Source organism: Kineococcus rubinsiae (assembly GCF_011839805.1).
GTDB classification, from domain to species: domain Bacteria; phylum Actinomycetota; class Actinomycetes; order Actinomycetales; family Kineococcaceae; genus Kineococcus; species Kineococcus rubinsiae.
Window position 1 is genome coordinate 1 of the sequence record NZ_VWPY01000061.1, and the last position, 24,004, is coordinate 24,004.

General features: G+C 77.2%; 20 protein-coding genes and 1 pseudogene. 20 read left to right on the forward strand and 1 reads right to left on the reverse strand.

All coding sequences use genetic code 11. The features are described 5' to 3' along the window. From F1544_RS19900 to F1544_RS19995, 20 genes and pseudogenes are all read left to right on the forward strand, one after another. Positions 1-205 (forward strand): annotated as a pseudogene (locus tag F1544_RS19900) (virulence factor MviN); the annotation flags it as partial. Then, the gene (locus tag F1544_RS19905; RefSeq protein WP_208972261.1) at positions 202-1,365 is read left to right on the forward strand and encodes a glycosyltransferase; all 1,164 of its coding nucleotides are present in this window, start codon (positions 202-204) and stop codon (positions 1,363-1,365) included. The pseudogene F1544_RS19900 and the gene F1544_RS19905, both read left to right, overlap by 4 nt. 11 nt (positions 1,366-1,376) lie before the next feature. After that, a complete protein-coding gene (pyrG, locus tag F1544_RS19910) occupies positions 1,377-3,092 on the forward strand; it encodes a CTP synthase (protein WP_167587951.1) in 1,716 nt (571 codons plus the stop codon). Then, positions 3,089-3,763, forward strand: coding sequence for an NUDIX domain-containing protein (locus F1544_RS19915; RefSeq protein ID WP_308470209.1), 675 nt, complete (start codon positions 3,089-3,091; stop codon positions 3,761-3,763). The genes pyrG and F1544_RS19915 overlap by 4 nt, the downstream gene beginning before the upstream one ends. 161 nt (positions 3,764-3,924) lie before the next feature. Then, positions 3,925-4,980 carry a site-specific tyrosine recombinase XerD gene (locus tag F1544_RS19920; RefSeq protein WP_444546809.1) on the forward strand — a complete coding sequence of 352 codons (1,056 nt, stop codon included), beginning with the start codon at positions 3,925-3,927 and terminating at the stop codon, positions 4,978-4,980. Between the two features lie 531 nt (positions 4,981-5,511). After that, complete coding sequence (locus F1544_RS19925; protein ID WP_308470213.1) at positions 5,512-6,378, forward strand: ParA family protein; 867 nt, start codon at positions 5,512-5,514, stop codon at positions 6,376-6,378. Positions 6,379-6,557: 179 nt separating this feature from the next. Next, on the forward strand, positions 6,558-9,140 hold the full coding sequence (locus F1544_RS19930; protein WP_167587952.1) for an AMP-binding protein: 2,583 nt from the start codon (positions 6,558-6,560) through the stop codon (positions 9,138-9,140). 280 nt (positions 9,141-9,420) lie between these two features. Continuing rightward, entirely contained in the window at positions 9,421-10,122 is a 702-nt protein-coding gene (locus tag F1544_RS19935; protein WP_167587953.1) for an SAF domain-containing protein, read from the forward strand. A 3-nt stretch (positions 10,123-10,125) separates the two neighbouring features. Further along, a complete protein-coding gene (locus F1544_RS19940) occupies positions 10,126-10,917 on the forward strand; it encodes a hypothetical protein (protein ID WP_167587954.1) in 792 nt (263 codons plus the stop codon). Beyond that, positions 10,914-12,227 (forward strand): TadA family conjugal transfer-associated ATPase, encoded by a 1,314-nt coding sequence (locus F1544_RS19945; RefSeq protein WP_167587955.1) that lies wholly within the window; start codon positions 10,914-10,916, stop codon positions 12,225-12,227. The genes F1544_RS19940 and F1544_RS19945 overlap by 4 nt, the downstream gene beginning before the upstream one ends. Further along, the gene (locus tag F1544_RS19950) at positions 12,224-13,138 is read left to right on the forward strand and encodes a type II secretion system F family protein (protein WP_308470211.1); all 915 of its coding nucleotides are present in this window, start codon (positions 12,224-12,226) and stop codon (positions 13,136-13,138) included. The genes F1544_RS19945 and F1544_RS19950 overlap by 4 nt, the downstream gene beginning before the upstream one ends. Next, positions 13,135-14,088 carry a type II secretion system F family protein gene (locus F1544_RS19955; RefSeq protein WP_167587956.1) on the forward strand — a complete coding sequence of 318 codons (954 nt, stop codon included), beginning with the start codon at positions 13,135-13,137 and terminating at the stop codon, positions 14,086-14,088. Before F1544_RS19950 ends, F1544_RS19955 begins: the two co-directional genes overlap by 4 nt. A gap of 48 nt (positions 14,089-14,136) precedes the next feature. After that, positions 14,137-14,376: a hypothetical protein gene (locus F1544_RS19960; RefSeq protein ID WP_308470212.1), complete on the forward strand. Its 240-nt coding sequence runs from the start codon at positions 14,137-14,139 to the stop codon at positions 14,374-14,376. Further along, positions 14,373-14,783, forward strand: a complete 411-nt coding sequence (locus tag F1544_RS19965; protein WP_244309300.1) for a TadE family protein — start codon at positions 14,373-14,375, stop codon at positions 14,781-14,783. Before F1544_RS19960 ends, F1544_RS19965 begins: the two co-directional genes overlap by 4 nt. Then, positions 14,780-15,205: a TadE/TadG family type IV pilus assembly protein gene (locus F1544_RS19970; protein ID WP_167587958.1), complete on the forward strand. Its 426-nt coding sequence runs from the start codon at positions 14,780-14,782 to the stop codon at positions 15,203-15,205. The genes F1544_RS19965 and F1544_RS19970 overlap by 4 nt, the downstream gene beginning before the upstream one ends. Further along, positions 15,202-15,666, forward strand: coding sequence for a pilus assembly protein TadG-related protein (locus tag F1544_RS19975; RefSeq protein WP_167587959.1), 465 nt, complete (start codon positions 15,202-15,204; stop codon positions 15,664-15,666). The genes F1544_RS19970 and F1544_RS19975 overlap by 4 nt, the downstream gene beginning before the upstream one ends. Further along, the gene (locus tag F1544_RS19980) at positions 15,663-16,316 is read left to right on the forward strand and encodes a hypothetical protein (RefSeq protein WP_167587960.1); all 654 of its coding nucleotides are present in this window, start codon (positions 15,663-15,665) and stop codon (positions 16,314-16,316) included. Before F1544_RS19975 ends, F1544_RS19980 begins: the two co-directional genes overlap by 4 nt. Further along, complete coding sequence (locus tag F1544_RS19985) at positions 16,316-17,431, forward strand: hypothetical protein (RefSeq protein ID WP_167587961.1); 1,116 nt, start codon at positions 16,316-16,318, stop codon at positions 17,429-17,431. The genes F1544_RS19980 and F1544_RS19985 overlap by 1 nt, the downstream gene beginning before the upstream one ends. Before the next feature lie 90 nt (positions 17,432-17,521). Next, positions 17,522-19,402, forward strand: coding sequence for a hypothetical protein (locus F1544_RS19990; protein WP_167587962.1), 1,881 nt, complete (start codon positions 17,522-17,524; stop codon positions 19,400-19,402). Between the two features lie 133 nt (positions 19,403-19,535). Then, complete coding sequence (locus F1544_RS19995) at positions 19,536-19,814, forward strand: WXG100 family type VII secretion target (RefSeq protein ID WP_167587963.1); 279 nt, start codon at positions 19,536-19,538, stop codon at positions 19,812-19,814. A gap of 111 nt (positions 19,815-19,925) precedes the next feature. On the opposite strand, the gene F1544_RS20000 is transcribed toward F1544_RS19995, so the two are convergent. Continuing rightward, positions 19,926-23,858, reverse strand: a complete 3,933-nt coding sequence (locus tag F1544_RS20000) for an FtsK/SpoIIIE domain-containing protein (protein ID WP_167587964.1) — start codon at positions 23,856-23,858, stop codon at positions 19,926-19,928. Positions 23,859-24,004: the final 146 nt, after the last annotated feature.

Below are 24,004 nucleotides of genomic sequence, written 5' to 3' on the forward strand. Positions count from 1 at the left end.
CGCCGCCCTCGCCGGGGCGCTCGCGGGGGCCGGCGTGGCCCGCGTGCTGCCGGTGACGTCCGTCCCCGGTGCCGTCGCGGTGGGCGTCCTCGCCGCCGCGGTCGCGGCGCTGGCCTGGCTCGCGGTGCTGCGGCTGCTGGACGCCCCGGACCTGCGCGTGCTGACCGGCAGCGCCCGCGCCGTCGTGCGGGGAGGCCGGTCGTGACCGAGCGCGTGGTGCTCGTCCTGGGCAGCAGCGCGGGCGGGGTGGGCCGGCACGTGACGTCGCTGGCCGGGATGCTGGCGGCCGCGGGCGCCACGGTCGAGGTCGCGGCTCCCGCCGAGACGCTGCAGCGCTTCGCCGACGGCTGGTCCGGCACCGCCGCCGGTGCCGGGAGCATCAGCGCCCACCCCCTGGAGGTCGGCGCGTCCCTGGACCCGCCCCGCGACCTGCGCGCCGCCCTCGTCCTGCGCCGCCTGCTGCGCGCCGGGGGACCCCCGCTCGTGCACGCCCACGGCGTGCGGGCCGGGCTCGTGGCCCTGCTGGCCGTGCGCACGCTGCGACCGCGGCCGCCGCTGGTCGTCACGCTGCACAACGCCGTCCTGGGCGCGGGGCGGCGGGCGGCGCTCGGGCGGCGGGTGCAGTCGGCCGTGTGCCGTGGCGCCGACGTCGTGCTCGGGGTGTCGGGGGACCTCGTCGCGGCCGCCCGCGCGGCCGGGGCGCGCACGGCCGAGCGGGCGCTCGTCCCCGCGCCGGCGGGCGTGCCCGCCCGCGACCGGGAGGTGGTGCGGGCGCAGGAGGACCTCGGCGACGCCCTCGTGGTGCTCACCGTCGCCCGCCTGGCGCCGCAGAAGGGCCTCGACGACCTGCTCGACGTCCTCGCCACCACCCCGCGCACCCTCACCGGTGCCGGGGGGTCGCAGGACGTCGTCTGGCTGCTCGCCGGGGACGGCCCGCTGCGCGGCGAACTCGCCGACCGGATCGCCGCCCGGCGGCTGCCCGTGCGGCTGCTGGGCGCCCGCCGCGACGTCCCCGACCTCCTCGCGGCCTGCGACGTCGTCGTGGTCACCAGCGTCTGGGAGGGGCAGCCCGTCTTCGTCCAGGAGGCGCTGCGGGCGGGTCGTCCGCTCGTCGCGACCGACGCGGGCGGCACCCGCGAGGTCACGGGCGACGCGGCTGACCTGGCCCCCGTCCACGACGTCGGGGCGCTCGCGGCCGCGGTGCGGGCCCTGCTCGACGACCCGGCCATGCGGGCGCGGCGGGGCGCCGACGCCCGGCGCCGCGCGGCGCAGCTGCCCACCGACGCCGACGTGCTGGCCCAGGTCCGCCGCGTGTTCGCGCTCGGCCGCACCGCCGCGCGCCCGAAGTCGCCCGGCGTCGGGTAACCTCGAAGTCCGTGGCGAACCGCAGCACTCCCGAGTCCCAGACACAGCACGTCTTCGTGACCGGGGGGGTCGCGTCCTCCCTCGGCAAGGGGCTGACGGCGTCCAGCCTCGGTCGCCTGCTCCGCGCGCGAGGCCTGCGCGTGGCGATGCAGAAGCTCGACCCCTACCTCAACGTGGACCCGGGGACGATGAACCCGTTCCAGCACGGTGAGGTCTTCGTGACCGACGACGGGGCCGAGACCGACCTCGACATCGGTCACTACGAGCGCTTCCTCGACGTCCGCTTCGACGCCTCGGCCAACGTGACGACCGGCCAGGTCTACTCGGCGGTCATCGCCAAGGAGCGCCGCGGCGAGTACCTCGGCGACACCGTCCAGGTCATCCCGCACATCACCAACGAGATCGTCGACCGGATGCGCGCCCAGGCCCGCCCCGACATCGACGTCATCATCACCGAGGTCGGCGGCACCGTCGGCGACATCGAGTCGCTGCCGTTCCTCGAGGCCGCCCGGCAGGTGCGCCAGCGCCTGGGCCGCGACAACGTCTTCTTCGTCCACGTCTCCCTCGTGCCCTACATCGGGCCGAGCGGGGAGCTGAAGACCAAGCCGACGCAGCACTCCGTCGCGGCGCTGCGCAGCATCGGCATCCAGCCCGACGCCATCGTGTGCCGCTCCGACCGCGAGATCCCCGAGGGCGTCAAGCGCAAGATCGCCTCGATGTGCGACGTCGACGAGGAGGCCGTCATCGCCTGCGTCGACGCGCCCTCGATCTACGACATCCCCAAGGTGCTGCACCGCGAGGGCCTCGACGCCTACGTCGTGCGCAAGCTCAACCTGTCCTTCCGCGACGTGGACTGGACGACCTGGGACGACCTGCTGCGCCGCGTGCACTCCCCGCGCCGCCACGTCGAGATCGCGCTGGTCGGCAAGTACATCGACCTGCCCGACGCCTACCTCTCGGTCACCGAGGCGCTGCGCGCCGGCGGTTTCGCCGAGGACGCCAAGGTCGACATCCGCTGGGTGGCCGCCGACGAGTGCGCGACCCCCGCGGGGGCCCGCAAGCACCTCAAGGACGTCGACGCGATCTGCGTGCCCGGTGGTTTCGGGGTGCGCGGCATCGAGGGCAAGCTCGGCGCGCTGACCTGGGCCCGCGAGAACGGCGTCCCGACGCTCGGGCTCTGCCTCGGCCTGCAGTGCATGGTCATCGAGTACGCGCGCAACGTCGCGGGCCTGCCCGACGCGAGCTCCACCGAGTTCGACCCGGCGTCGCCGAACCCCGTCATCGCGACGATGGCGGAGCAGCAGGACATCGTGGCGGGGGAGGGCGACATGGGCGGCACCATGCGCCTGGGTTCCTGGGACGCCGTCCTCACCCCCGGGTCCGTGGTGGCGGGCACCTACGGCAGCGAGCGGATCTCCGAGCGCCACCGCCACCGCTACGAGGTGAACAACTCCTACCGCGACCAGCTCAGCGAGGCGGGGCTGTCGTTCTCCGGCGTCTCCGTGGACCGCGGGCTCGTGGAGTTCGTGGAACTGCCCGCCGACGTGCACCCGTACTACGTGGGCACGCAGGCGCACCCGGAGTTCAAGTCGCGCCCGACGCGGGCGCACCCGCTGTTCTCCGGGCTCGTCGCCGCGGCCCTGCAGCGCCAGCGCGACGAGCAGCTGCTCGACGTCGAGCCGGAGCCGTCCGACGACGGCGTCCTCGCCGCGGAGGTCGGCGCGTGAGCGGCTTCCCCGACGAGCTGGGCGTGCCCGTCGTGGCAGGGGCCGAGCTGCACGACGCGGTCGTGCAGCGCCGGGTCACCTCGGCCGAGACGGTGTTCGAGGGCCGGGTGTGGGACGTCGTCCGCGAGGTCGTCGAACTGCCCGGCGAGGACGGCCCCACCTCGGTGACGCGCGACCTGCAGCGCCACCCCGGGGCGGTCACCGTGCTGGCGCTGGACGACGACGAGCACGTCCTGTTCGTGAAGCAGTACCGCCACCCCGTCCGCCGCGAGCTGTGGGAGCTGCCCGCGGGGCTGCTCGACGTCGACGGTGAACCGCCGCTGACCGCCGCGCAGCGCGAGCTGGCCGAGGAGGCGGACCTGCGCGCGGAGCGCTGGGACGTCGTCGTGGACTGGTTCAACTCCCCGGGCGGCTCCAGCGAGGCGAACCGGATCTACCTGGCGCGCGGGCTGTCCGCCGTGCCGGCCGGGCAGCGCCACACGCGCGAGGACGAGGAGCGGGACATGGTGCCGGTGCGCGTCCCGCTGGCCGAGGCGGTCGAGGCCGTCCTCGCCGGGCGCCTGGGCAACCCCGGCACGGTCATCGGCGTCCTCGCCGCTGCCGCGGCCCGCAGCGCCGGCTGGTCGACGCTGCGTCCGGCCGACGCGGCGTGGCCCGGAGACCTGAGCTGAGGGGTCTCGGCTGAGCCGGCTCCCCTGACGACGGGCCCACCGCCCCGCGGGGCGGTGGGCCGTGTCGCGCACCGTCGGCACGGGCCACGGCTGGCTAGTGTCGAACGGTGAGCTCCGCGACGACGTCCCCACCGGCGACCCCGTCGCCGGTGGCCGCCGTCGTGAGCCGGGACGACCACGCGGTCGACCACGTCTCCGCCGACCCCGCCGCGGACGCGCGCGCCGCACGGCTGGGACGCGCGGTGCGGGAGTACCTGGGCCACCTGCGGGTGGAGCGCGGGCTGTCGGTGAACACCCTGGCCGCCTACCGCCGCGACCTGGCGCGCTACGTGCGCTTCCTCGCCGCCGAGGGCGTCGAGGACGTCGACGCCGTCCGCGAGGCCCACGTCAGCGCCTTCGTCGTCGCGCTGCGCGACGGCACCGACGGTGCCTCCCCGCTGACCGCGAGCTCCGCGGCCCGCACGGCCTCCGCGGTGCGCGGGTGGCACCGCTTCCTGCTCGCCGAGGGCCGGGCCGGTGACGACCCGAGCGCCGAGGTCCGCCCACCCACGCCGCCGCGGCGGCTGCCCAAGGCCCTGGCGGTCGACGAGGTCGCGGGCCTGCTCGCGGTCGCGGGCCTCGGTGACGGCGCCGCCGCGCTGCGCGACCGCGCCCTGCTCGAGCTGCTCTACGGCTGCGGCGCCCGGATCTCCGAGGCCGTGGGGCTCGACGTCGACGACGTCTCCCCGGCCGCCCTGGGCGAGGACGGCGTGGTCCGGCTGCGCGGCAAGGGGTCCAAGGAGCGGGTCGTGCCGATGGGCTCCTACGCCCGCAGCGCGCTGGAGGCCTACCTGGTGCGCGCGCGGCCCCACCTGCTCGCCGCGGGGCGCGGCAGCGCCGCCGTCTTCCTCAACACCCGCGGGGCCCGGCTGTCCCGCCAGAGCGCCTGGGCGACCCTGCAGGCCGCCGCCGGCCGGGCCGGGATCGTCCGGGCCGTGTCCCCGCACACGCTGCGCCACTCCTTCGCGACGCACCTGCTGCAGGGCGGCGCGGACGTCCGCGTCGTGCAGGAGCTCCTGGGGCACGCCTCGGTCGCGACCACCCAGGTCTACACGCTCGTCACCGCCGACTCCCTGCGCGAGGTGCACAGCGTCACGCACCCCCGGGCGCGCTTCCCCCGCGCGGGCCCCGCACCGGCTCCCGCGAGCGGTGTGACCGGCCGCTCACCCGCGCACTAGGGTCGTGCCACGACGCGGGGCCCCCGCCGGACCCGGCGTGCTGCGACGACGAGCCAGCCGGCGACGAGCGACCCCGACAGACGAGCCCGACCGACCAGCCAGACCGACGACGACCAGCCGAGGTGCCACCCCGTGACCAGCGAGTTCCAGCCGAGCACGCCGTCGACGCCCGGCAGCGTGCCGCCGGGCCATCCCGGGGCCGCGCAGGAGCAGCCGTGGGCCCCGACGGCGCCCCCGGTGGTCGAGAGCTCCGCGGGGGACCTGCCGCCGGCGGCGGGGGAGGCCGGGGAGGCGTGGTCCGCGCCCGCCGACGTGAGCGGCTCGTCGCTGGACGACGTGACCGCGCTGGACGACGTGACCCCGGCTGACGAGGTGACCACCACTGACGACGTGACCACCCCTGACGACGTGACCACCCCGGAGGACGTCACCGCCGACGGGCCGGGGCTCGCCGTCGTCCCGGACGCGACCGCGACGTCCGACGAGGAGGATCCGGACGGGGACGTCCTGCCCGGCACGGGCACCCGCGAGGTGCAGGCGCAGATCGAGCTGGGGCCGCAGGCCGGGCCGACCGGCCGGCCGCTGCCGAGCTTCCCCGTCCCGCCGCCCCTGGATCAGCACGGACCGGCGCGCGTGATCGCGATGTGCAACCAGAAGGGCGGCGTGGGCAAGACGACCACGACGATCAACCTGGGGGCGGCGCTCGCCGAGTACGGCCGGCGCGTCCTGCTCGTCGACTTCGACCCGCAGGGGGCGCTGTCCGTCGGGCTCGGCATCAACCCCAACGAGCTCGACGCGACCGTCTACCAGGTGCTCATGGAGCGCGGGACGGACGTGCGCTCGGTCATCCGGGACACGGCCGTCGAGGGCCTCGACCTGCTGCCCGCGAACATCGACCTGTCGGCCGCGGAGGTCCAGCTCGTCGGGGAGGTGGCGCGCGAGAGCGTCCTGTCGCGGGCCCTGCGCCCGGCGCTGGACGACTACGACGTCGTCCTCATCGACTGCCAGCCGTCGCTGGGGCTGCTGACCGTGAACGCGCTGACCGCCTCGCACGGCGTCCTCATCCCGCTGGAGTGCGAGTTCTTCGCCCTGCGCGGGGTGGCGCTGCTGGTGGAGACGATCGAGAAGGTGCGCGAGCGGCTGAACCCCGGCCTCGAGGTGGACGGCATCCTCGCCACCATGTACGACGGCCGGACGCTGCACAGCCGCGAGGTCGTCTCGCGCGTCGTCGAGGCGTTCGGCGACGACGTGTTCCACACCGTGATCGGTCGCACGGTCAAGTTCCCGGACGCGACCGTCGCGGCCGAACCCATCACGTCGTACGCCTCGAACCACCCGGGGGCGGAGGCCTACCGCCAGCTCGCGCGCGAACTCGTCGCTCGGGGTGACGCGGCCTGACCCAGCGTTGCCGCGCAAGGCATCCGGGCGGGAGACCGGTTTCCTGTCACGGGTCGAGCACTGAGAGTGAAGGCGGTTGCGCCACCCGGTCGGTGAACCCGGCGGACTGCTGAACCGCCCTGCTCCCTGCTTGCCACCGGCGGTTAGAGTTCCGATCACGCGAGTGATGGGGGGCGACCGTGGGGGTCGAGGACGGACGGGACGCGGAACTGCCGCCGCTGACCGAGGAGATGGCGCAGGGGGACCTGCTGCCGCGGATCGTCGAGGTCGCGCTGGCGCTGAGCGGGCAGGTCGTGGCCGCCGACGGCGACGACCGGCTGACGGGGGAGGACCTGCTGCGCCGGGCGTCCGCCGTGCGCACGGCCGTGCTGGCGGCCAACCCGGAGGGACACCCGGTCGCGGTGCTGCGGGGGCACACCGTCGGCGCGGTGGCCGCGGTGGTCGGCGTCATCGCCTCCGGCGCCCCGCTCGTGGTGCTCGACCCGACGACGCCCGCGCCCCGGCTGCGGCACTACCTCGAGTCGGCCGGCGCGACGGTCTGCGTCAGCGACGCGGCGCACGCCGCGACCGCGGCCGAGGTGGCCTCCACGGTCCTGGACCCCGAGGCCACCGGCGGCACGCCGGACCTGCTCACCGCGGCCGACGGCCTGCTCGCCTCGCCGGCGCAGCCGGGCGACACCGCGCTGATCGTCTACACGTCGGGGTCGACGGGCGCGCCCAAGGGCGTCGCGTGCGACCACCGCTCGATCCTGCACGACGCGTGGACGAACTCGGTCGGCACCGGCTGCTACGGCCTCGGCGACGTCGTCGTGCACGTGCTGCCCCTGGCGTTCAGCGCCGGCATCGGCGTGACCCTGGCGTGCCTGCTCTCAGGCGCCCGCCAGGAGCTCTTCGACCCCCGCAGCCGCTCGATCGCCACCCTGCCGGCCTGGATGCGCGAGGTGGGCGCGAACGTCCTGCTGGCCTCGCCGGCGATCCTGCGCGGCGCGCTGGCCGCACTCGGGCCGGGTGGGCGCCTGGACGGGCTGAAGTCGCTGACCATGGCGGGGGAGACGGTCCACGGGGCCGAGCTCGCCGCGGTGCGCCGCGCCGTCGGGCGCGACTGCTCGCTGCGCAACCGCTACGGCAGCACCGAGACCTGGCTCATGGCCGAGTACGTCCTCGGCCCCGACGACCCGTCGCCCGAGGGCGCGACGCCGGTCGGCTGGGCCGTGCCCGGCGCCCGCCTGCGCGTCGAGGACGAGGCCGGGCAGCTGCACGACTCCGGTACCGGCCGCGTCGTGGTGACGGGCCGCTGGATCGGGGCGAGCTACTGGGGTGCGCCCGAGCGCACCGCGGAGTCCTACGTCGAGCACGCGGACGGGACCCGCAGCTTCCGCACGAGCGACGTGGGCACCCTCGCGCCCGACGGCTGCCTGCGGCTGCTGGGGCGCAGCGACCACAGCGTGAAGATCCGCGGCTTGCTCGTCGAGCCGGGCGAGGTCGACGCCGTGCTGTTCGCGCGGCCCGAGATCCGCGAGGCGCTGGTCACCGGGGTCGTGTCCGAGCGCACCGGGCGCCCGCGCCTGGTCGCCTACGTCGTGCCGGCCGCTCCGCGCCTGACCGCCGCGACCGTGCGGGCCGTGGTGCGGGAGAACCTGCCCGCGCACATGGTCCCCGAGGAGGTCGTCTTCCTGGACGCGCTGCCGCGCACCGACCGCGGCAAGCTCGACCGCTCGGCGCTGCCCGCGCCCGCCGACACGACGGGGTCCAAGGGGCCGCGCACGGACTTCGAGCGCGTCGTCGTCGGGATCTTCCAGCGCGCGCTGGACCTGCCCGACATCGGCACCGACGCGGACTTCTTCGCCATGGGCGGCGACTCGCTCATCGCGGAGGCGATCATCGCGACGGTCTCCGAGGAGCTCGACGTCCCCGCGTCCCGGCTCTCCACGGCGATGCTCGCGGAGAACCCCACGCCCGAGGCGTTCGCGCGGGCCATCCGCGAGGAGCGCGGCCGCGCCATCAAGACCCTCGTGGTCCTGCGCCGCGGCGGCGAGGAGAACCCCGTGTTCCTGGTGGCCGGGGCCGGCGGCGTCGCCGCGGGGTTCCGCCCGCTGGCGAGCCGGCTGCCCGAGGGCATCCCGGTGTACGGCCTGCAGGCCAACGGCCTGGAGAACCGGGCGCTGCCGGACTGGACCGTGAAGAAGATGGCGCAGCGCCACCTCGCCACGGTCCGGCAGGTGCAGGCGCACGGCCCCTACCGCCTCGGTGGGCACTCCCTCGGCGGCATCATCGCCCTGGAGATGGCGCAGCAGCTGCGCAAGGCCGGTGAGGAGGTGGAACTCCTCGTCATCCTCGACTCCTTCCCGCCGGAACCCTCGCTCATGCCGCCGGCGCTGGGCCCCGGGTTCGTGAAGACCCTCCTGGGGATCGGCGGGCTCCTGACCACCGGTCTCGTCGACAACACCGGCCTCGGGCACTACCACCGGTTCCACCGGCAGGGCGTCTGGGTCCAGCGCCACTACCGGACCGAGCCGTACCCCGGCCGGACCGTGGTGATCGTGGCCGAGGACGACGAGGAGCAGGCGGCCCGCTCGTCCTGGGCGGGCCACCTCACGGGCGACTGGAGCATGCGCCGGGTTCCGGGCGAGCACACCGCGGTCCTGCGCGACCTGTTCGTCCCGCCCGTCGCCGAGGCCGTCTCGAACGCGCTGGAGGCCCTGTCCCACAAGGTGATCGACCTCACCGCGCTGGAGCGCCGCACGGCCTCCGCGGCCGGCTGAGGTTCCACGCCCCCGCTTGCGGAACCCGGGCGAAACCCGGCCCACCGCTCCCCCCGAAGGCCCCCGAGCTCACCGCTCGGGGGCCTTCGGCGTTCCCGGCGGGGGCCACGCTGCGTCGCCGGCCGTTGCGCCCGACGGGTGACCGCAGGGCCCCGGACGGCCCAACCCGTCGCCGGGGGCAGAACTCCGCCCGCGCCCCCGTGGCACCGTCGGGGCCGTTCCGGAACGCCGTGCCGCCGCGTCCGGGAAACCCCCGACCTCCTCCAGGACCGGAGTCCGCATGCCTGCCCAGACCGCCCTGCCGCCCGCCGGCGCCCGCACCGCGGCGCCGACGCCCGGCCGCAGGCTGCCCACGCCGGTCCGCGAACGCCGGCCCGCCGTCGCGGCGCTGGGCCTGCTGCTCGTCGTGGGCGGCGCGCTGGGCAGCGCCCTGGTCGTCCACCGCTCGGGGGACCGCGTCGACGTCCTCGTGGCGCGGCGCGACATCCTCCCCGGCGAACGCATCGCGGCGGCCGACCTGGGCGTCGCCCGGGTCGCGGCCGACGGGGCGGCCGTCGTCCCCGCCTCGGCGCTGGGGGCGTTCGTCGGCACCTACGCGACGTCGCGGGTGCCGGCCGACACCCTCGTGAACCGGACGATGTTCCTCGCCGGGGGCACCGTGCCCGACGGGGCGGCCGTGGTCGGCCTCGTCCTCGCGGCCCCGCAGCGCCCCAGCGAACCGCTGCAGGCCGGTGACGTCGTGCGCGCCTACCTGGTCGCCGGCGACGGCGCGGACGACGCCCTGGGCGGGCAGCCCGGCGACGTCCTGCTCAGCGCCGTCCGCGTCGTGGCCGCGGACGCGCCGACGGACTCCGCGGCCGTCTCGGTGCTGGTCCCCGCCGACGACGCCGCCGCGGTCGTCGCGGCCGCGGCCGCCGGCGAGGTCGCCCTCGCGCGGCTCGCCGACGGCACCGCCCCCCTCGTCGACACGACGGTGGGCTGAGGCGTGGCCCTGGTCTCCGTGCTGTCCGCGAAGGGCTCGCCCGGCGCGACGACGACGGCGATGCTCACCGCGGCCCTGTGGCCCCGGCCGGTCCTGCTGCTGGACGCGGACCCGGCCGGCGGCGACGTCGGCGTCCGCTGGCCCGCGGCCTCCGGCGGCCCGCTGGACGGCGACCGCGGCCTGCTGCCGCTGCTGACCCAGGCCCGCCGCGGCCTGAGCCCGCAGCAGCTGCTGGAGCAGGCCCAGCCCGCCGCGGGCGGCACCCCCGTGGTGTGCGGGCTCGCCTCGCCCGAGCAGGCCGCCGCCGCCGCGGCGCTGTGGCCCGCGGTCGCGGTGGCCGCCGACGAGCTCACGGGCCCGGGCGGCGAGGGCGTCGACGTCGTCGTGGACGCCGGGCGCGTCACCGCGCGCTCGGTGCACCTGCCCCTGCTGCGCGCCTCCGCGGTCGTCGTGCTCGTGCTGCGCGCCGACGTCAGCGGGGTCCTGCACGCCCGGGAGCGCCTGCGCTCCCTCGCCGACGTCCTGCGCCGCGCCGACGGCCTGCGGCCCCGCGTGGGCGTCGTCGTCGTCGACGGCCCGCGCGCCGCCGACGCCGGCCAGGCCGCCGCGGCCGTGCTGGACGCCGGCGACTGGGCCGAGGACCTCGGACGGCTGCCGCTGGACCCCGCGGGCGCGCGCGTCTTCTCCGCCTCGCCCGTCTCCCGCCCCGAGCGGACGGCGCTGGTGCGGGCCGGCCGGCCGCTGGTCGCCACGCTCGCCGCGGCCGCCTCCGGTGAGCTGCGGAGGGTCGCGTGAGCGTCGACCACGACCTCGTCCGCCGGTTGCGGGCCCAGGTCGCCGAGCGGCTGAACACCGCCCGCCGCCGCGACGACGTCGCCGGCCGCGCGCCCATGAGCGCCGCGGACGAGCGCCAGTTCGCGCGCTCGCTCGTCGTGCAGGTCCTCGAGGACCACGCCCGCGCCGAGATCGAGGCGGGCCGCGTGCCGGCCGCCGCGCGCGAGGAGGAGGCGGTGGCCGCGGCCATCGGCGCCGCCCTCTTCGGCGTGGGCCGCCTGCAGCCCCTGCTGGAGCACCCCGACGTCGAGAACGTCGACATCAACGGCCACGACCGCGTCTTCGTCAGCTACGCCGACGGCCGTGAGGAGCTGCACGAGCCGGTGGCCGACTCCGACGAGGACCTCGTCGAGCTCGTCCAGGTGCTCGCCGCCAACGTCGGGCTCACGAGCCGCCCCTTCGACGCGGCGAACCCGCAGCTCGACCTCCGGCTGCCCGACGGTTCCCGCCTCTCCGCCGTCATGGGGGTCTGCCGGCGCCCCGCGCTGAGCATCCGCCGCTCCCGGCTCGGGACGGCCTCGCTCGCGGACCTCGTCGGCAGCGGCACCATGACCGAGGACCTCGCGCGGTTCCTGCGGGCCGCGGTGCGCGCCCGCAAGAACATCATGATCGCCGGGTCGACGAACTCGGGGAAGACCACGCTGCTGCGGGCGCTGGCCGCCGAGGTCCCGCCGCACGAGCGGATCGTCACGGTGGAGCGCGCGCTCGAGCTCGGCCTGGACCGCGACGAGGCCGCGCACCCCAACGCGGTCGCGTTCGAGGAGCGGCTGCCGAACTCCGAGGGCCTGGGCGGCGTGACCATGGCCGAGCTCGTCCGGCGCTCGCTGCGGATGAACCCGAGCCGGGTCATCGTCGGCGAGGTCCTGGGCGACGAGATCGTCACGATGCTCAACGCGATGAGCCAGGGCAACGACGGTTCCCTCTCCACGATCCACGCGAACTCCTCGATGGAGGTGTTCAACCGCATCGCCACGTACGCGCTGCAGGCGGAGGAGCACCTGCCCGTCGAGGCCACGCACATGCTGGTGGCCGGCGCGATCGACTTCGTGGTGTTCCTGCGCAAGCAGAACACCTACCACGCAGGCGGTTCGCTGCAGCGCTCCGTCGCGAGCGTCCGCGAGGTCACGGGCGTCGACGGCCGGGTGCTGTCCTCGGAGGTGTTCGCGGCCGGACCGGACGGCACCGCTCTCGCGCACGCGCCGATCTCGTGCGCCGACGAGCTCGAGGCCGCGGGCTACACCGCGCCCGTCCTCGCGCGGTGGTCGGCGTGAGCGCCGCGTCCGGGTGGACGGCCCTGTCCCCGGAACTCCTCGTCGCCCTCACCGGCGGTGCCCTCGGCGGCGGCGTGCTCCTCCTCGTCCTCGGCCTGCGCCGCCACGAGCCGACCGGCCCGAGCTCGCGGCCGTCGTGGCGCCGCGCCGGGACGCGCGGCGCCCTCGGGCACCGACTCGTGCGCGGGGTCCTCGCGGGCGTCCTCACCCTGGTCCTCACCCGCTGGGTCGTCGCCGGCGTCGGCATCGGCCTGCTCGTGGCGGGCTGGGACCGCGTGGCGGGCGGCAGCGCGGAGGGTGCGCGCGGCATCGCGCGCCTGGAGGCGCTGGCCGGGTGGACGGAGTCGCTGCGCGACACCATCGCCGGGGCCATCGGGCTGGAGCAGGCGATCCCGGCGACGGCCGGCACGGCCGCGGCGGTGCTGCGCCCCTCGCTGAACCTCCTCGTCGACCGGCTCCGCATCCGCGAACCGCTGCCGGAGGCGCTGCTGCGCTTCGCCGACGACGTCGACGACCCGAGCGCCGACGTCGTCTGCGCGGCCCTCGTCCTCAACGCGCGCCTGCGCGGCCCGGGGCTGCGCGACGTCCTCTCCGCGCTGGCCACCTCCACGCGCGAGGAGTTGGACGTCCGGCGCCGCATCGAGTCCAGCCGCCGCAGCATCCGCCGCAGCGTGCAGATCGTCCTGTGCCTCGTCCTGGGCGTCATGGGGCTGCTCGCGGTGTTCAACCGCACCTACGTCGCGCCCTACGACTCCCTCACGGGGCAGTTGGCGCTGCTCGTCGTCGCCGCGCTGTTCGTCGGCGGCCTGACCTGGCTCCGCCGCCTGGCCCACGTCGACGCGGTCGAGCGCTTCCTGTCCTCCGACGTCCGCAGCAGCGGGGACGCCCGGGGCGCGGAGGTCCTCGCGTGACCCTCGCCCTCCTCCTCGGCGCCGCGTGCGGGGCCGGCGTCCTGCTCGTGCTGCAGGCCGTGCTGCGCCCGCGCCCCGGCGTCGCCGTGCAGGTCGCCCGCCTCGACGCGGCCCGCCGCTCCGCGCACCGCCAGGTCCTCAGCGCCGCAGAGGCCGCCGCGTCGGCCGCGCCGCAGACCGGGCTGCCCGTCGTGGGGCGGCTCACCGGACGCCTGGTGGACGGCCTCGCCGACCGCCTCGAGGTGGTCAGCGCCGAACGGGGCTGGCGGCTGCGCCGCACGCGCGCCGACCTCGCCGTCCTCGGCCGGTCCACGGGGGCGTTCCTGGCCACCAAGGTGGTCGCGGGCCTCCTGCTCCTGCTCGTCGTCCCGCTGTGCTGGGGGAGCCTGCGCCTGTTCGGCGTGCCGCTGCCCGGCGGGGTCCCGCTGCCGCTCGCGCTCGTCCTGGCCGCCGCGGGGTTCCTCGCGCCGGACCTCGCCCTGCGCGCCGACGCGCAGCGCCGCCGCCGCGACTTCCGCCGCGTGGTCGGGGTGTTCTCCGACCTCGTGGCCATGAACCTCGCGGGGGGCCGGGGCCTGCCCGAGGCGCTGCTCGCGTCGGCCTCGGTCAGCGACTACTGGGCCCTCGTGCGGATCCGGCAGGCGCTCGCCAACGCCCGGCTCATGGGCACCACCCCGTGGCAGGCGCTCGGGAACCTCGGCGCGGAGCTCGCCGTCGACGAGCTCACCGACCTCGCCGGCGCCCTCGTCCTGGCCGCCGACGACGGCGCGAAGATCCGCGCGTCGCTGTCCGCGCGCGCGGCCACCCTGCGCCGACGGGAGATGGCCGACACCGAGGGCGAGGCGGGGGAGAAGTCGCAGTCGATGCTCGTCGCCCAGCTCCTGCTCTGCACGGCCTTCATGGTGTTCCTCGCCTTCCCGGCCGTCTCCAACCTCCTGGGCCAGTCGTGACCGGCCCGGCGGACCTCCTGCAGCACACCACCTCCGAAGGGAACAGCAGTGGACTCGAACAAAAGGAACGGGTGGATCCGCGCGATCGCGGGGGTGCTGGCCGCCCGGGCGCGGCGGGCCGCGGCGGGTGGCCGCGACCTCGGCGCCTCCGCGCTGGAGTGGGCCGTCATCGCCGCGGTCGTCGTGGTCGCGGCGTCGCTGATCGGGGGCGCGGTGTTCCGCATCGTGCAGACCAAGAGCGACGAGCTCACGCGCTGCTCGGCGGTGGCGGTCGGCACCGCCTGCTGAGCCGCGGGGACCGGGGTTCGGCGTCGCTCGAGCTCGCCTTCGTCGCCCCGGTGTTCCTCCTCGTGGTGTTCGTGGGGATCCAGGCCGGCCTGTGGGCGTACGGGCGCTCCGTCGCCCTGCAGTCCGCCCGCGAGGGCGTCTCGCAGCTGCGGCTCCTCTCCGACCCGCGGAGCGCGGCGGCGGCCCGCCCGGTCGTCGAGGCGCACGTCGCGCAGTTCGCGACGACGCTCGGCCGGGAGTCCCTGCTGCGGCCCGCGGTGACGTCGCGCTCCTTCGCCGACGCCGCGGGCGAACCCCGCGTCGAGGTGACGGTCACGGGGTCCGTCGTCAGCCTGGTCCCGGGCCTGGACCTCACGACGACGCAGCGCGCCACCGGCGCGGTCGAGCACTTCGGGGCGGACCGGTGAGCGCGGCGACGCCGCGGCGGGTCGCGGGGGACCGGGGCAGCATCGCCCTGGAGCTCACGCTCGTCGCGCCGGTCCTGCTCGTGCTCATCGCCCTGCTGCTGACCTCCGCGCGCGTCGCCCAGGTCCGGGCGACGTTCGACGCGGGGGTCCGCGACGCCGCCCGCAGCGCGACCCTGTCCCGCTCGGCGGCCGCCGCGCAGGTGCGGGCGCGCGAGGTCGTCCTGTCCTCCCTCGGCCCGGGGGACTGCGCGGACACCCTCGTCGTGGACCCGCTGCGGGAGTTCGCCCCCGGGCGCCCCGTGACGGTCTCGGCGTCCTGCTCCTACGCGATCTCCGACCTCGGGCTGCCGGGCGCGCCCGGCCGCCTGACGGTCCGCGGGTCGTTCGCGAGCCCCCTGGACCCGAACCGGGAGCTCTCGTGAGGCGCCAGCGCTCGGACGAGGGCTCGATCGCCCCGGCCGTCCCGATCTTCGCCCTGGTCCTGCTGCTGCTCGCCGGCCTCGTCGTCGACGGGGCGCGGCAGCTCACCGCGCGGGCCCGGGCGGTGGCCTACGCCGAGGAGGCCGCGCGGGCCGGTGCCGCGGCGATCGACCTCGACGCCCCCGAGCTGGAGCTGCTGCCCGAGGCGACGGTCCGCGAGCGGGTGGACGGCTACTGCCGCGACGCGGCGGCCGCGGGGGCGCCCATCGTCGACCCCGGGGCCTGCTTCCGGGGCACGCGGGTCGTGGGACCCGGCGACGACCGGCGGCTCGTGGTCGTCGCGCACGTCGACGTGGTCCAGCAGGCGAGCCTGCTCGGCCTGGTCGGCGTGCGGGAGCTGCGGGCGAGCGGAGACGGCAGTGCCCGGCCCTTCGAGGGCATCGACGAGGAGGACGCACGATGACGACACGAGCCCACCGGCCCCGCGGCGCGCGGGCCTCCGCGCGGCTCCTGGCCGTGACCGCGAGCCTCCTCGCGGCGCTGACCGGCCTGGGGGCGTGCTCCGACGCCGCCTCGTCCGTGGGGCCGCCGTCGGCGCCCGCGGGCTCCGCCGCGCCCCCGACGGCACCGGCCACGGCACCAGGTGCGGCGCCCGCGTCGGCGGACACGACGGCGGCCCCGGCGCCGGGCACGCTCGCGGGCGACCCGGCCGTCGTCGCGCTGGACGCCTACCTGCGCGAGCAGGCCCTGGCCATCAACGCCCAGGTGGCCGATCCGGCCGCCCTGCCGGCGTTCACCGCGACCCTGACCCCGGCCGCGCAGCAGTGGGCCGTGCCGCTGCTCGCGGAGAACCTCGGCGACGAGATGCCCGGGCCCTACCCCGTCGGCGTGCTGGGCAGCGACCGCCCGTCGCCGGACCGGGTGGAGCTGTCGCTGTGCCTGCAGGACCGCGGCTGGCAGGTCGACCGCCGCACGGGCGCCGCCGTGAACGCCCCGCACTTCAGCACCGGCTCCGCCGTCGTGCTGCGCGTCGGCGACCGCTGGCTGGTCGACGACGTCGTCACCGCCGACGGGACCTGCGCCGCAGGCGACGTCGCGCCGGTGCGGTTCTGATGCGGGGGAAGCGCGCCGGCGCCGTCCTCGTCGTCCTGGGCGCGCTGCTGCTGCCCGCCGGCTCCGCCGCCGCGGCGGAGACGGGAGCAGGCCACGGGGGTTCCGGCGACGACCGGTTCGCCAGCGCCGGCACGTGCGTCATGTACGCCGGTGGCACCGGCCGCTACGGGATGCGGTGCGCGGGAGCGGTGCGCAAGCGGAACTTCCTGGAACTGCTGCAGGGCGCCCCGCCGCCGACCTGCTGGTTGCGGCCCCTGGGTTCCCGCGACGACACCCCGGACGAACCCGTCCGCTCCCGGTTGCAGGCGGCGGCTCTGCCCACGTCCCCCGACGGAACTCCTCCGCCCTGGCCGGCACCGGAGGTCCCACCCGCGACGGAACCCCCGCCGCCGACCGGGACCCCGACGGGCGAGCCGAGCGCACCGACCGCCGCGCCACCCGTGGAACCGCCACCGGCCCCGACGCCGACGACCGCGCCCGTCCAGCTGTGGACGCAGGTGTGCCTCGACCCGCCCGTCGACCCGCGCACGGGGGTTCCGCAGGGCCGCGTCACCACCGTCACCTCGCAGGTGCCGTTCTCGCCGGACGACCCCGCGCGCCCGCCGTTGTGGGAGGAGCTCACACCCGGGCAGCAGGCCTTCGCCGACCTCGCCGACGAGCGGGCCGGGCGCATCGTCACCAGCGACGTGATGACGAGCCCGTCCCTCGTCCCCCGCGTGCGGCAGGTGGTCTCGTTCTCCCTGGAGGACACGACGCCCCCGCCGCCGCTGGAGAAGGCCGGGGTGCAGATGCGTGCCCGCGTCCTCTCCCTCAGCGTCGACCCGGGCGAGCCCGGCCGCGCCGCCGTGACGTGCGAGGGCCCCGGCACGGAACTCACCCGGGGTGCGCCCGACCGCACGGGCCCCCGGATCTGCTCCTTCGACTACCACCGCACGTCCGCCCGCTCGGACTTCGGGGCGCCGGAGAACGTCGAGGTGCGGACCACGGCGACCTGGCGCATCGAGTTCAGCGACGACGACGGGGCCACCTGGGCGACGCTCCGCGACATCACCCAGGAGCGCTCCACCGGGTTGCGGGTGCAGGAGGTCCAGACCCTCGTGGTCCCCGCCCCCTGACCTGCTGCCGTTCCACCCGCCGACCCGCTGACCCGCAGACCTGCTGACCCGCAGACCGACGTCCCCCCCCGATCCACGAACCTCCCCGAGGTGAGCATGCCCAGCACCGCGACCCGCCCGCCGGCCCGGCGCACGCCCGTGCGCCTGCCGCGCGGCGCCCTGAGCCGCCGCGCCCGCGGCGTGGAACTCCTGCAGGGCGCCGTCGCGACTCTGCTGCTGCTCGGCGTCGTCGCCGGGGTCCCGCTGGCCCTCGTGGCGCTGCTGGGCAACCCGCTGCCGACGACGCTGCCCGGTCGGGCGTGGCTGGACGCCGAGGTCACGGCGTCGAGCGTGCTGGACGTCCTCGCCGTCGTCCTGTGGGGGGTGTGGCTGCACTTCGTCGTCTGCGTGGTGGCCGAGTTCCGCGCGTGGGCCCGCGGCACCCGCGGCCGGGTCCCCCTGGGCAGCGGCAACCAGCTCCTGGCCCGGCGGCTCGTGGCCGCGGTGCTGCTGCTGTCCGCGGGCGCCGTGTGGGTGCCCGGCACGGCCTCCGCGGTCGGCGCCGTGCTGAGCACCGCGACGGTCAGCGCCACCACGTCGATGCCCTCTGCCTCCGGTGGTGCAGAAGCGGGGTCCGCCCGGACCGCCGTCGCGGTCGCGGCGGACGAGCCCGACGCGGGCTGGCGGGCGGCGGAACCCGCGCCCGCCGGCGCGGCGCCCGTGGCCTACCTCGTGCAGCCGCCGCTGGGCCGCCACCACGACTGCCTGTGGGACATCGCCGAGCGGACCCTCGGCGACCCCCTGCGCTACCAGGAGATCTTCGAGCTGAACCGGAACCGCGTGCAGCCCGACGGCTCCCGCCTCGTCGACGCCGACCTCATCCGGCCGGGCTGGACGCTCCTCCTGCCCGCGGACGCCGTCGGCGCCGGGCCGCAGGTGCTCACGGTGCCGACGCCGGCCGCCCCGGCCGTCGTCGCCCCGCACGGGACCGGGACGCCGGCCCCGACGGCCCCCGGCGACGCCGACCTCCTGCAGCGCTCGGTGCTCAGCGGCGGGCTGCTCGCGGTGGGCCTGCTCACCGCGACGCGCCGCTGGCAGGCGGCCGACGGGTCCGCCCCCGCCCCGCGGGGTCTGGACGACCCCGACCGCGCGGAGTTCCTCGACACGGCGCTGCGCTCGCTCGCGGACGCCGTTCGGCGGCGGGGGAGCGCCCTGCCCGAGGTGGTGGCGGCCCGGCTGGGCGCGGAGGAGGTGCACCTGCACCTCGCGGGTGACGCCGGGACCCCGCCGGCGCCCTGGCGGGCGGACGCGGCGACCGTGTGGTCGTTGCGGCGCAGCGACCTCGACGCTGCCGGCCCCGCGACCGGACGCGGCACGCCCGCGCCGTACCCCGCGCTGGCGGACGTCGCCCGCGCCGGCGACGACGACCTGCTCGTGGACCTCGAGGCCGCCCCCGGTCTCGTGGCCCTGGCCGGGGACGCCGCGGTCGCGAAGGCGCTGGCGCTCTCGCTCGCCGCGGAGCTCGCCCTGAACCCCTGGTCCGACGGCGTCGGCGTGCACCTCGTGGGTTTCGCGACCGCGCACGCGCCGCTGGCGCCCGCGAGCATCACCGACGCCGCGACCCTCGAGCGCGTCCTGCAGGAGTTGGAGGCGGAGGCCTCCGGCCACGAGCGGGTGGAGCGGGCCCTCGGCGTCGACGGCGTGGTGAGCGGCCGGTCCGCGCGCGACGCGCAGCGACGCCGACCCCGGGTCGTCGTGCTGTCCGGGCCGCCCGGCGCCGGCGACGCGCAGCGCCTGGACCGGCTCGTCGCGGCCGGTCGCACGCCGTTCGCCGTCGTCGTGGTCGGCGACGTCGCCACCGCCCGCTGGCGGTTCACGTGCACGCCGGACGGAGCGGTCGACCTCGGTCCGCTCGGGGTCCACGGGCGCGCCGTCCAGCTCGACGAGGAGGGTTTCGCGGAACTCACCGCGATGTCCCGCGCGTTCGGGTGATGACCTGAGGATGAGCGGAACGGTTGCACCGCAACCACTACGCTGCAGGCGGAGCACGTCTCGTGCTCCGGCGCGCCGGGAACCCCCGGGCCGCGCAGGACGGGCGGGAGCCCGCTCGAGGAGAGGAACCACCGTGGCCGGAACCGTCGGCGCTGAACTGCAGACCCTGAGCACCCTGCACCGCACCTTCCAGCAGAAGGCGCAGGAGGCGCTCGACATCAAGGCCTCGGTCGAGAGCGGTCTCGCGTCCGCGGTCTGGACGGGGCGTTGCTCCGAAGACTTCCGCACGGCGTGGGCGGAGTACAAGCGCAACCTCGACAACCTCAACGTGGCCCTGAACGGGGCGGCCGACGACGTGCGGTCGAACCACAACAACATCGCCCAGGCCACGGGCGAGGGCGACCGCATCTGAGGTCGCAGGACCGCCTGACGAGGACCCACCACCCGCACGGGTGGTGGGTCCTCGTCGTCCTCCCGCCGGGACCCGCTGCCCGCCCCGCGGGACCGGTCGCGGCGCGGGCCCTCAGACGCGGGCCGCGGGGGCCAGGACCTGCACGGCCTCCGCGCTGCCGGCCCGGACGAGCACGCCCCGCCCGGTCGGCCCGCCGAGGCTCGTGCGGGAGAGCCGGACGCCGAGGAGGTCGCCGTCGTTCGGGCTGCGCGGGCCCAGGAGGATCCCCGCCCGCTGCCGCTTGAGGGCGACCACGGGGCCGCGGTAGAGGGCCGTGAGGTCGTCGAGGGAGCCGGCGGCGACGACCGCGCAGCCGCTGTCGCGCAACGAGTCCAGGTGCGCGCTCACGGCGTCGGGCAGGTGCCCGTCCATGCCGAGCACCTCCAGGTCGTCCACCAGCAGCAGCGACGGCGCGAGGCCCGGGTCGGGGGCGAGCGCCGCGAACGCCGCCGTCGTCTCCTCGCGGCCCGCGTCGCCCTCGAGGACGGCGACGAGGCCCGGGCCGGCGAGGTCGCGCAGCGGGCTGCGGCGGGGCGTCAGGAGCCCGACGCGGTACCCCGCGGCCAGCGCCGCCTCGGCCAGCACGAGCAGCGTCGTGCTGCGCCCCGAGCGGCGGGGGCCCGCGACGAGGAACCCGGGACCGTCCACGAGCAGGTCGAGGTGCCGCAGGCCGAGGGTGTCGCCGCCGACGGCCACCGCGAGACCGGTGCCGTCCGCGTCGGGGACGTCGCCGAAGGCCCGCCGCGCCTGGGCGACGTCCATCCGGGCGGGCAGCAGGTCCACCCGGAACGGCGCGTCGCGCGGCGCGGGTGCCGCCACGGCCCGGCCGAGCTCCTGCAGCGCGTTGACCTGTGCGGTGCCCCGCGCGTCGGGGTCCAGCAGGGCGACCTGCGTCTCGACGGGGGAGTCCGCACCCGGCCCGGACCGGAAGCCCCGGCCGGGCGGCATCGCGGCGGGCACCGAGCGAAGCGGCAGCCCGACGGCCGCGAAGTCGCCCGGGTCGGTCAGGCGCAGGACCAGCTTGTCGTCCAGCAGCGTGGAGGTGCGCCCCACCAGGCCGGAGCGGTCCACGGTCATCGCGACAGTGAGGCCGGCACCGCCGCCCTCGGCGAGCAGCTGCGTCCACACGTCGACCAGGCGCCCGCCGTCAACGCCCTCGAAGGCCGCGAGGAAGCCCTCCCAGCGGTCCAGCAGCACGAGCAGGTGCGGCAGCCGCTCGGCCGGCGGGCGGGCGGCGCGCTGCTCCGCGACGCCCGCGAAGCCCTCCGCCGCCAGCAGCTGCTGGCGGCGCCCGACCTCGGCGAGCAGCCGGTCGCTCAGCCGGCTCAGCCGCTCCAGCTGGTCGCGCGTGACGACGGCGCCCGTGTGCGGCAGGGCGGTCATCGGGAGCAGGGCCCCGCTGCCGCAGTCCACGCCGTAGAGGTGGACGTCGGCCGGGTCGCACTGGCGGGCCACGGCCGCGGCCAGGGCGCGCAGGGCGCCCGAGCGCCCCGAGCGGGGCGCGCCGACGATGCCGAGGTGGGTGCCGGCGGCCAGGTCGAGCAGGGCCGGCGCCCGGCGCTGCTCCCGGGGCAGGTCCGTGACGCCGAACTCCAGCGGCGGCACCGTGCCCCGCCGTGGACCGGCCGGGAGTGCGGAGCCCGTCGAGAGCGCGGAGTCCGTCGAGAGGGCGGCGGTGGGCAGCACCAGCTCCGCCGGCAGCGCGGGCAGCCACGGGCTCCGGGGCACCGGCAGGTCCTCGCGGGCCGCGGCCGTGCGCAGGGCCGCGACCAGGCGCGCGAGGTCGGTCGGGCTGTCGTCGTCGGGTGCGGCGGGGACCACCGACGGCGAGAAGTGCAGCGCGAGCGGCACGGGCCGCGTGCTGCCGCGGGGCAGCGCCCGCCCGCCGACGCGGGAGGCCTGGACGGCGCGCAGCGGGGCACCCGCGGCCCGCACGAAGGCCCGGCCGGGGGTCGCGGGGGAGATCGTGGCGGCGTCGGCGGCCTCGACGACGTCCTGGCTGTCCTGCACGTCGGTGACGCGCAGCGCGATCCGCAGGGCGGTGTTGGACCGGATCTCGGCGCTCACGACCCCGGCGGGGCGCTGGGTGGCGAGCAGCAGGTGGACGCCCAGCGAACGGCCGCGGCGCGCGATGTCCACGAGGCCCGTGACGAAGTCGGGCAGCTCCGCGACGAGGGCGGCGAACTCGTCGATGACGATCAGGAGCCTCGGCACCGCCTCGACCGGCCCGCCCGGCCGGTCGCGGGCCGCGGTGTAGTCCTCGACGTCCTTCGCGCCCGCGGCCGCGAGCAGGTGCTCGCGGTGCTTCAGCTCCGCGCCGAGGCTCGCGAGCGCCCGCGCCGTCAGGTGGCCGTCGAGGTCGGTGACCAGCCCCACGGTGTGCGGCAGGTCGCGGCAGTCCTCGAAGGCCGCCCCGCCCTTGTAGTCGACGAGGACGAACGTGAACTCCTCCGGCCGGTTGCCGACCGCGAGGGAGGCGATGAGCGTCTGCAGCAGCTCCGACTTGCCCGAGCCGGTGGTCCCGGCGACGAGGGCGTGCGGGCCGTCGGCGCGCAGGTCGACGCTGAACGGGCCGTCGCCGTCCTCGCCGACGACCGCGCTGGTCGTGCGCCCGCCCCGGCGCCAGCGGGCCGCGAGGACGTCGGGAAGCACATCGGGGGCACAGCCCGCGAGGTCCAGGACGTCCAGCAGCCGCGAGGACGTGGGTAGGTTCCCGGCCAGGTCCTCGCTGGAGGAGTCGCGCACGGGCGCCAGGGCCCGGCCGATCCGCTCGCACCAGCCGGGACCGACCTCGTCGAGGCGGACGCCGTCGACGGGGTCGCTCCCGGTGGCCTGGACCGACCCGCGGGACGCCGTCGCGTCGACGACGGCGCGGCACTCCTCGGGCAGGGACCGGACGTCGGCGTCCAGGCACAGCAGCCGCAGGCCCAGGCCTGGGCCGTCCTGGAGCAGGGACACGACGCCGGGGGAGGAGCGCAGCGCGCGGGCGCCGTCGAGGACGACGAGGACCGTGCGGAAGGCGGGCGGGGCGCTGCGGTCGCGCAGCCGGCCCCGCCGCTGCTCCAGCAGCGCCGTCAGCTCCGCCAGGCGCTCGGTCAGGTCGCCGCCGGGGGCGCCCGCCCGGACCACGCCCGCGGCCGGGTCGGCGACCGCGGTGCGCGCGTGCGGCAGCCAGCGCACCCAGGCCCACGCCTGCGCCGCCGCCTCGTCGGCGCAGAGCAGGACGACGTCGAGGTCGGCGGGGCTGGCCAGCACGGCGGTCTGGGCCAGGCACGACGCGGCGACGGCGCGGCGGCGCACGTCCGGGCCCGCGATCCCGACGACGCCCGCGCGCTCGAGGTCGACGGTCACGGGCACGTCGGGGGCGCTCCAGCGCAGCGGGCCCTCGTGCTCCTCGCGGGCCGGGTCCCGCAGGACGACCTCGCTGGGCTGGTCGGCGGTGCCGACGCGCAGCAGCAGCCAGTCCGGGTCGCCCCGGCGCCGCTCCCACAGGCGCGAGCGCGGGCCCGCGGCCGTCAGCAGCAGCGTCGCCGGGTCGGGACAGGCGTGGTGGCGGGCCGCCTCCTCCGCGACGAGGGCCGCGGCGGCGCTGGCGCGCACCGCGCGCGAGCGCCGCCGGTGCTCGGCGACCTGCTCGCGGTGGCGGCGGGCGCCCGCGCGCCGCGAGGTCGTCACGTTGCCCAGCGCCATCAGCGGGCTCAGCGCGGCGAAGGCCAGCGTGTAGGGGGAGCGCGTGAACCAGTACAGGCCCAGCGACATCAGCAGGGGCGCGACGACGAGCAGCCACGGCACGGGCATCCGCTCGCCGCGCACGGGCTCGGGTGGGAGCACGAAGGCGCTGGGGCGCGGCGGCGGCAGCAGCCGCGGCGGGCGGTTGAAGTCGACGCCCGCACCGCCGGGCGTCGGGGCCGTCGCGGCGTCGGGCCGGGTGGGCCGCTCCCGGCGCAGCACGACGCTGCCGACGACGAGGGCCGCCTCGACGGGCCAGGGCGTCGGGGCGGTCACGGGGCGCCGGCCCAGGTGAACGACGGGGACGTCGGCGTCCGGGTCGAGCGTCGCCTGCGGGGCGCTCGCAGGTGCCCGGCGGGCCGCGCGACCCTTCGCGACCGGGCCCGGCCCCGGCGCGGGGGGACCGGGCAGCACCAGCGGAC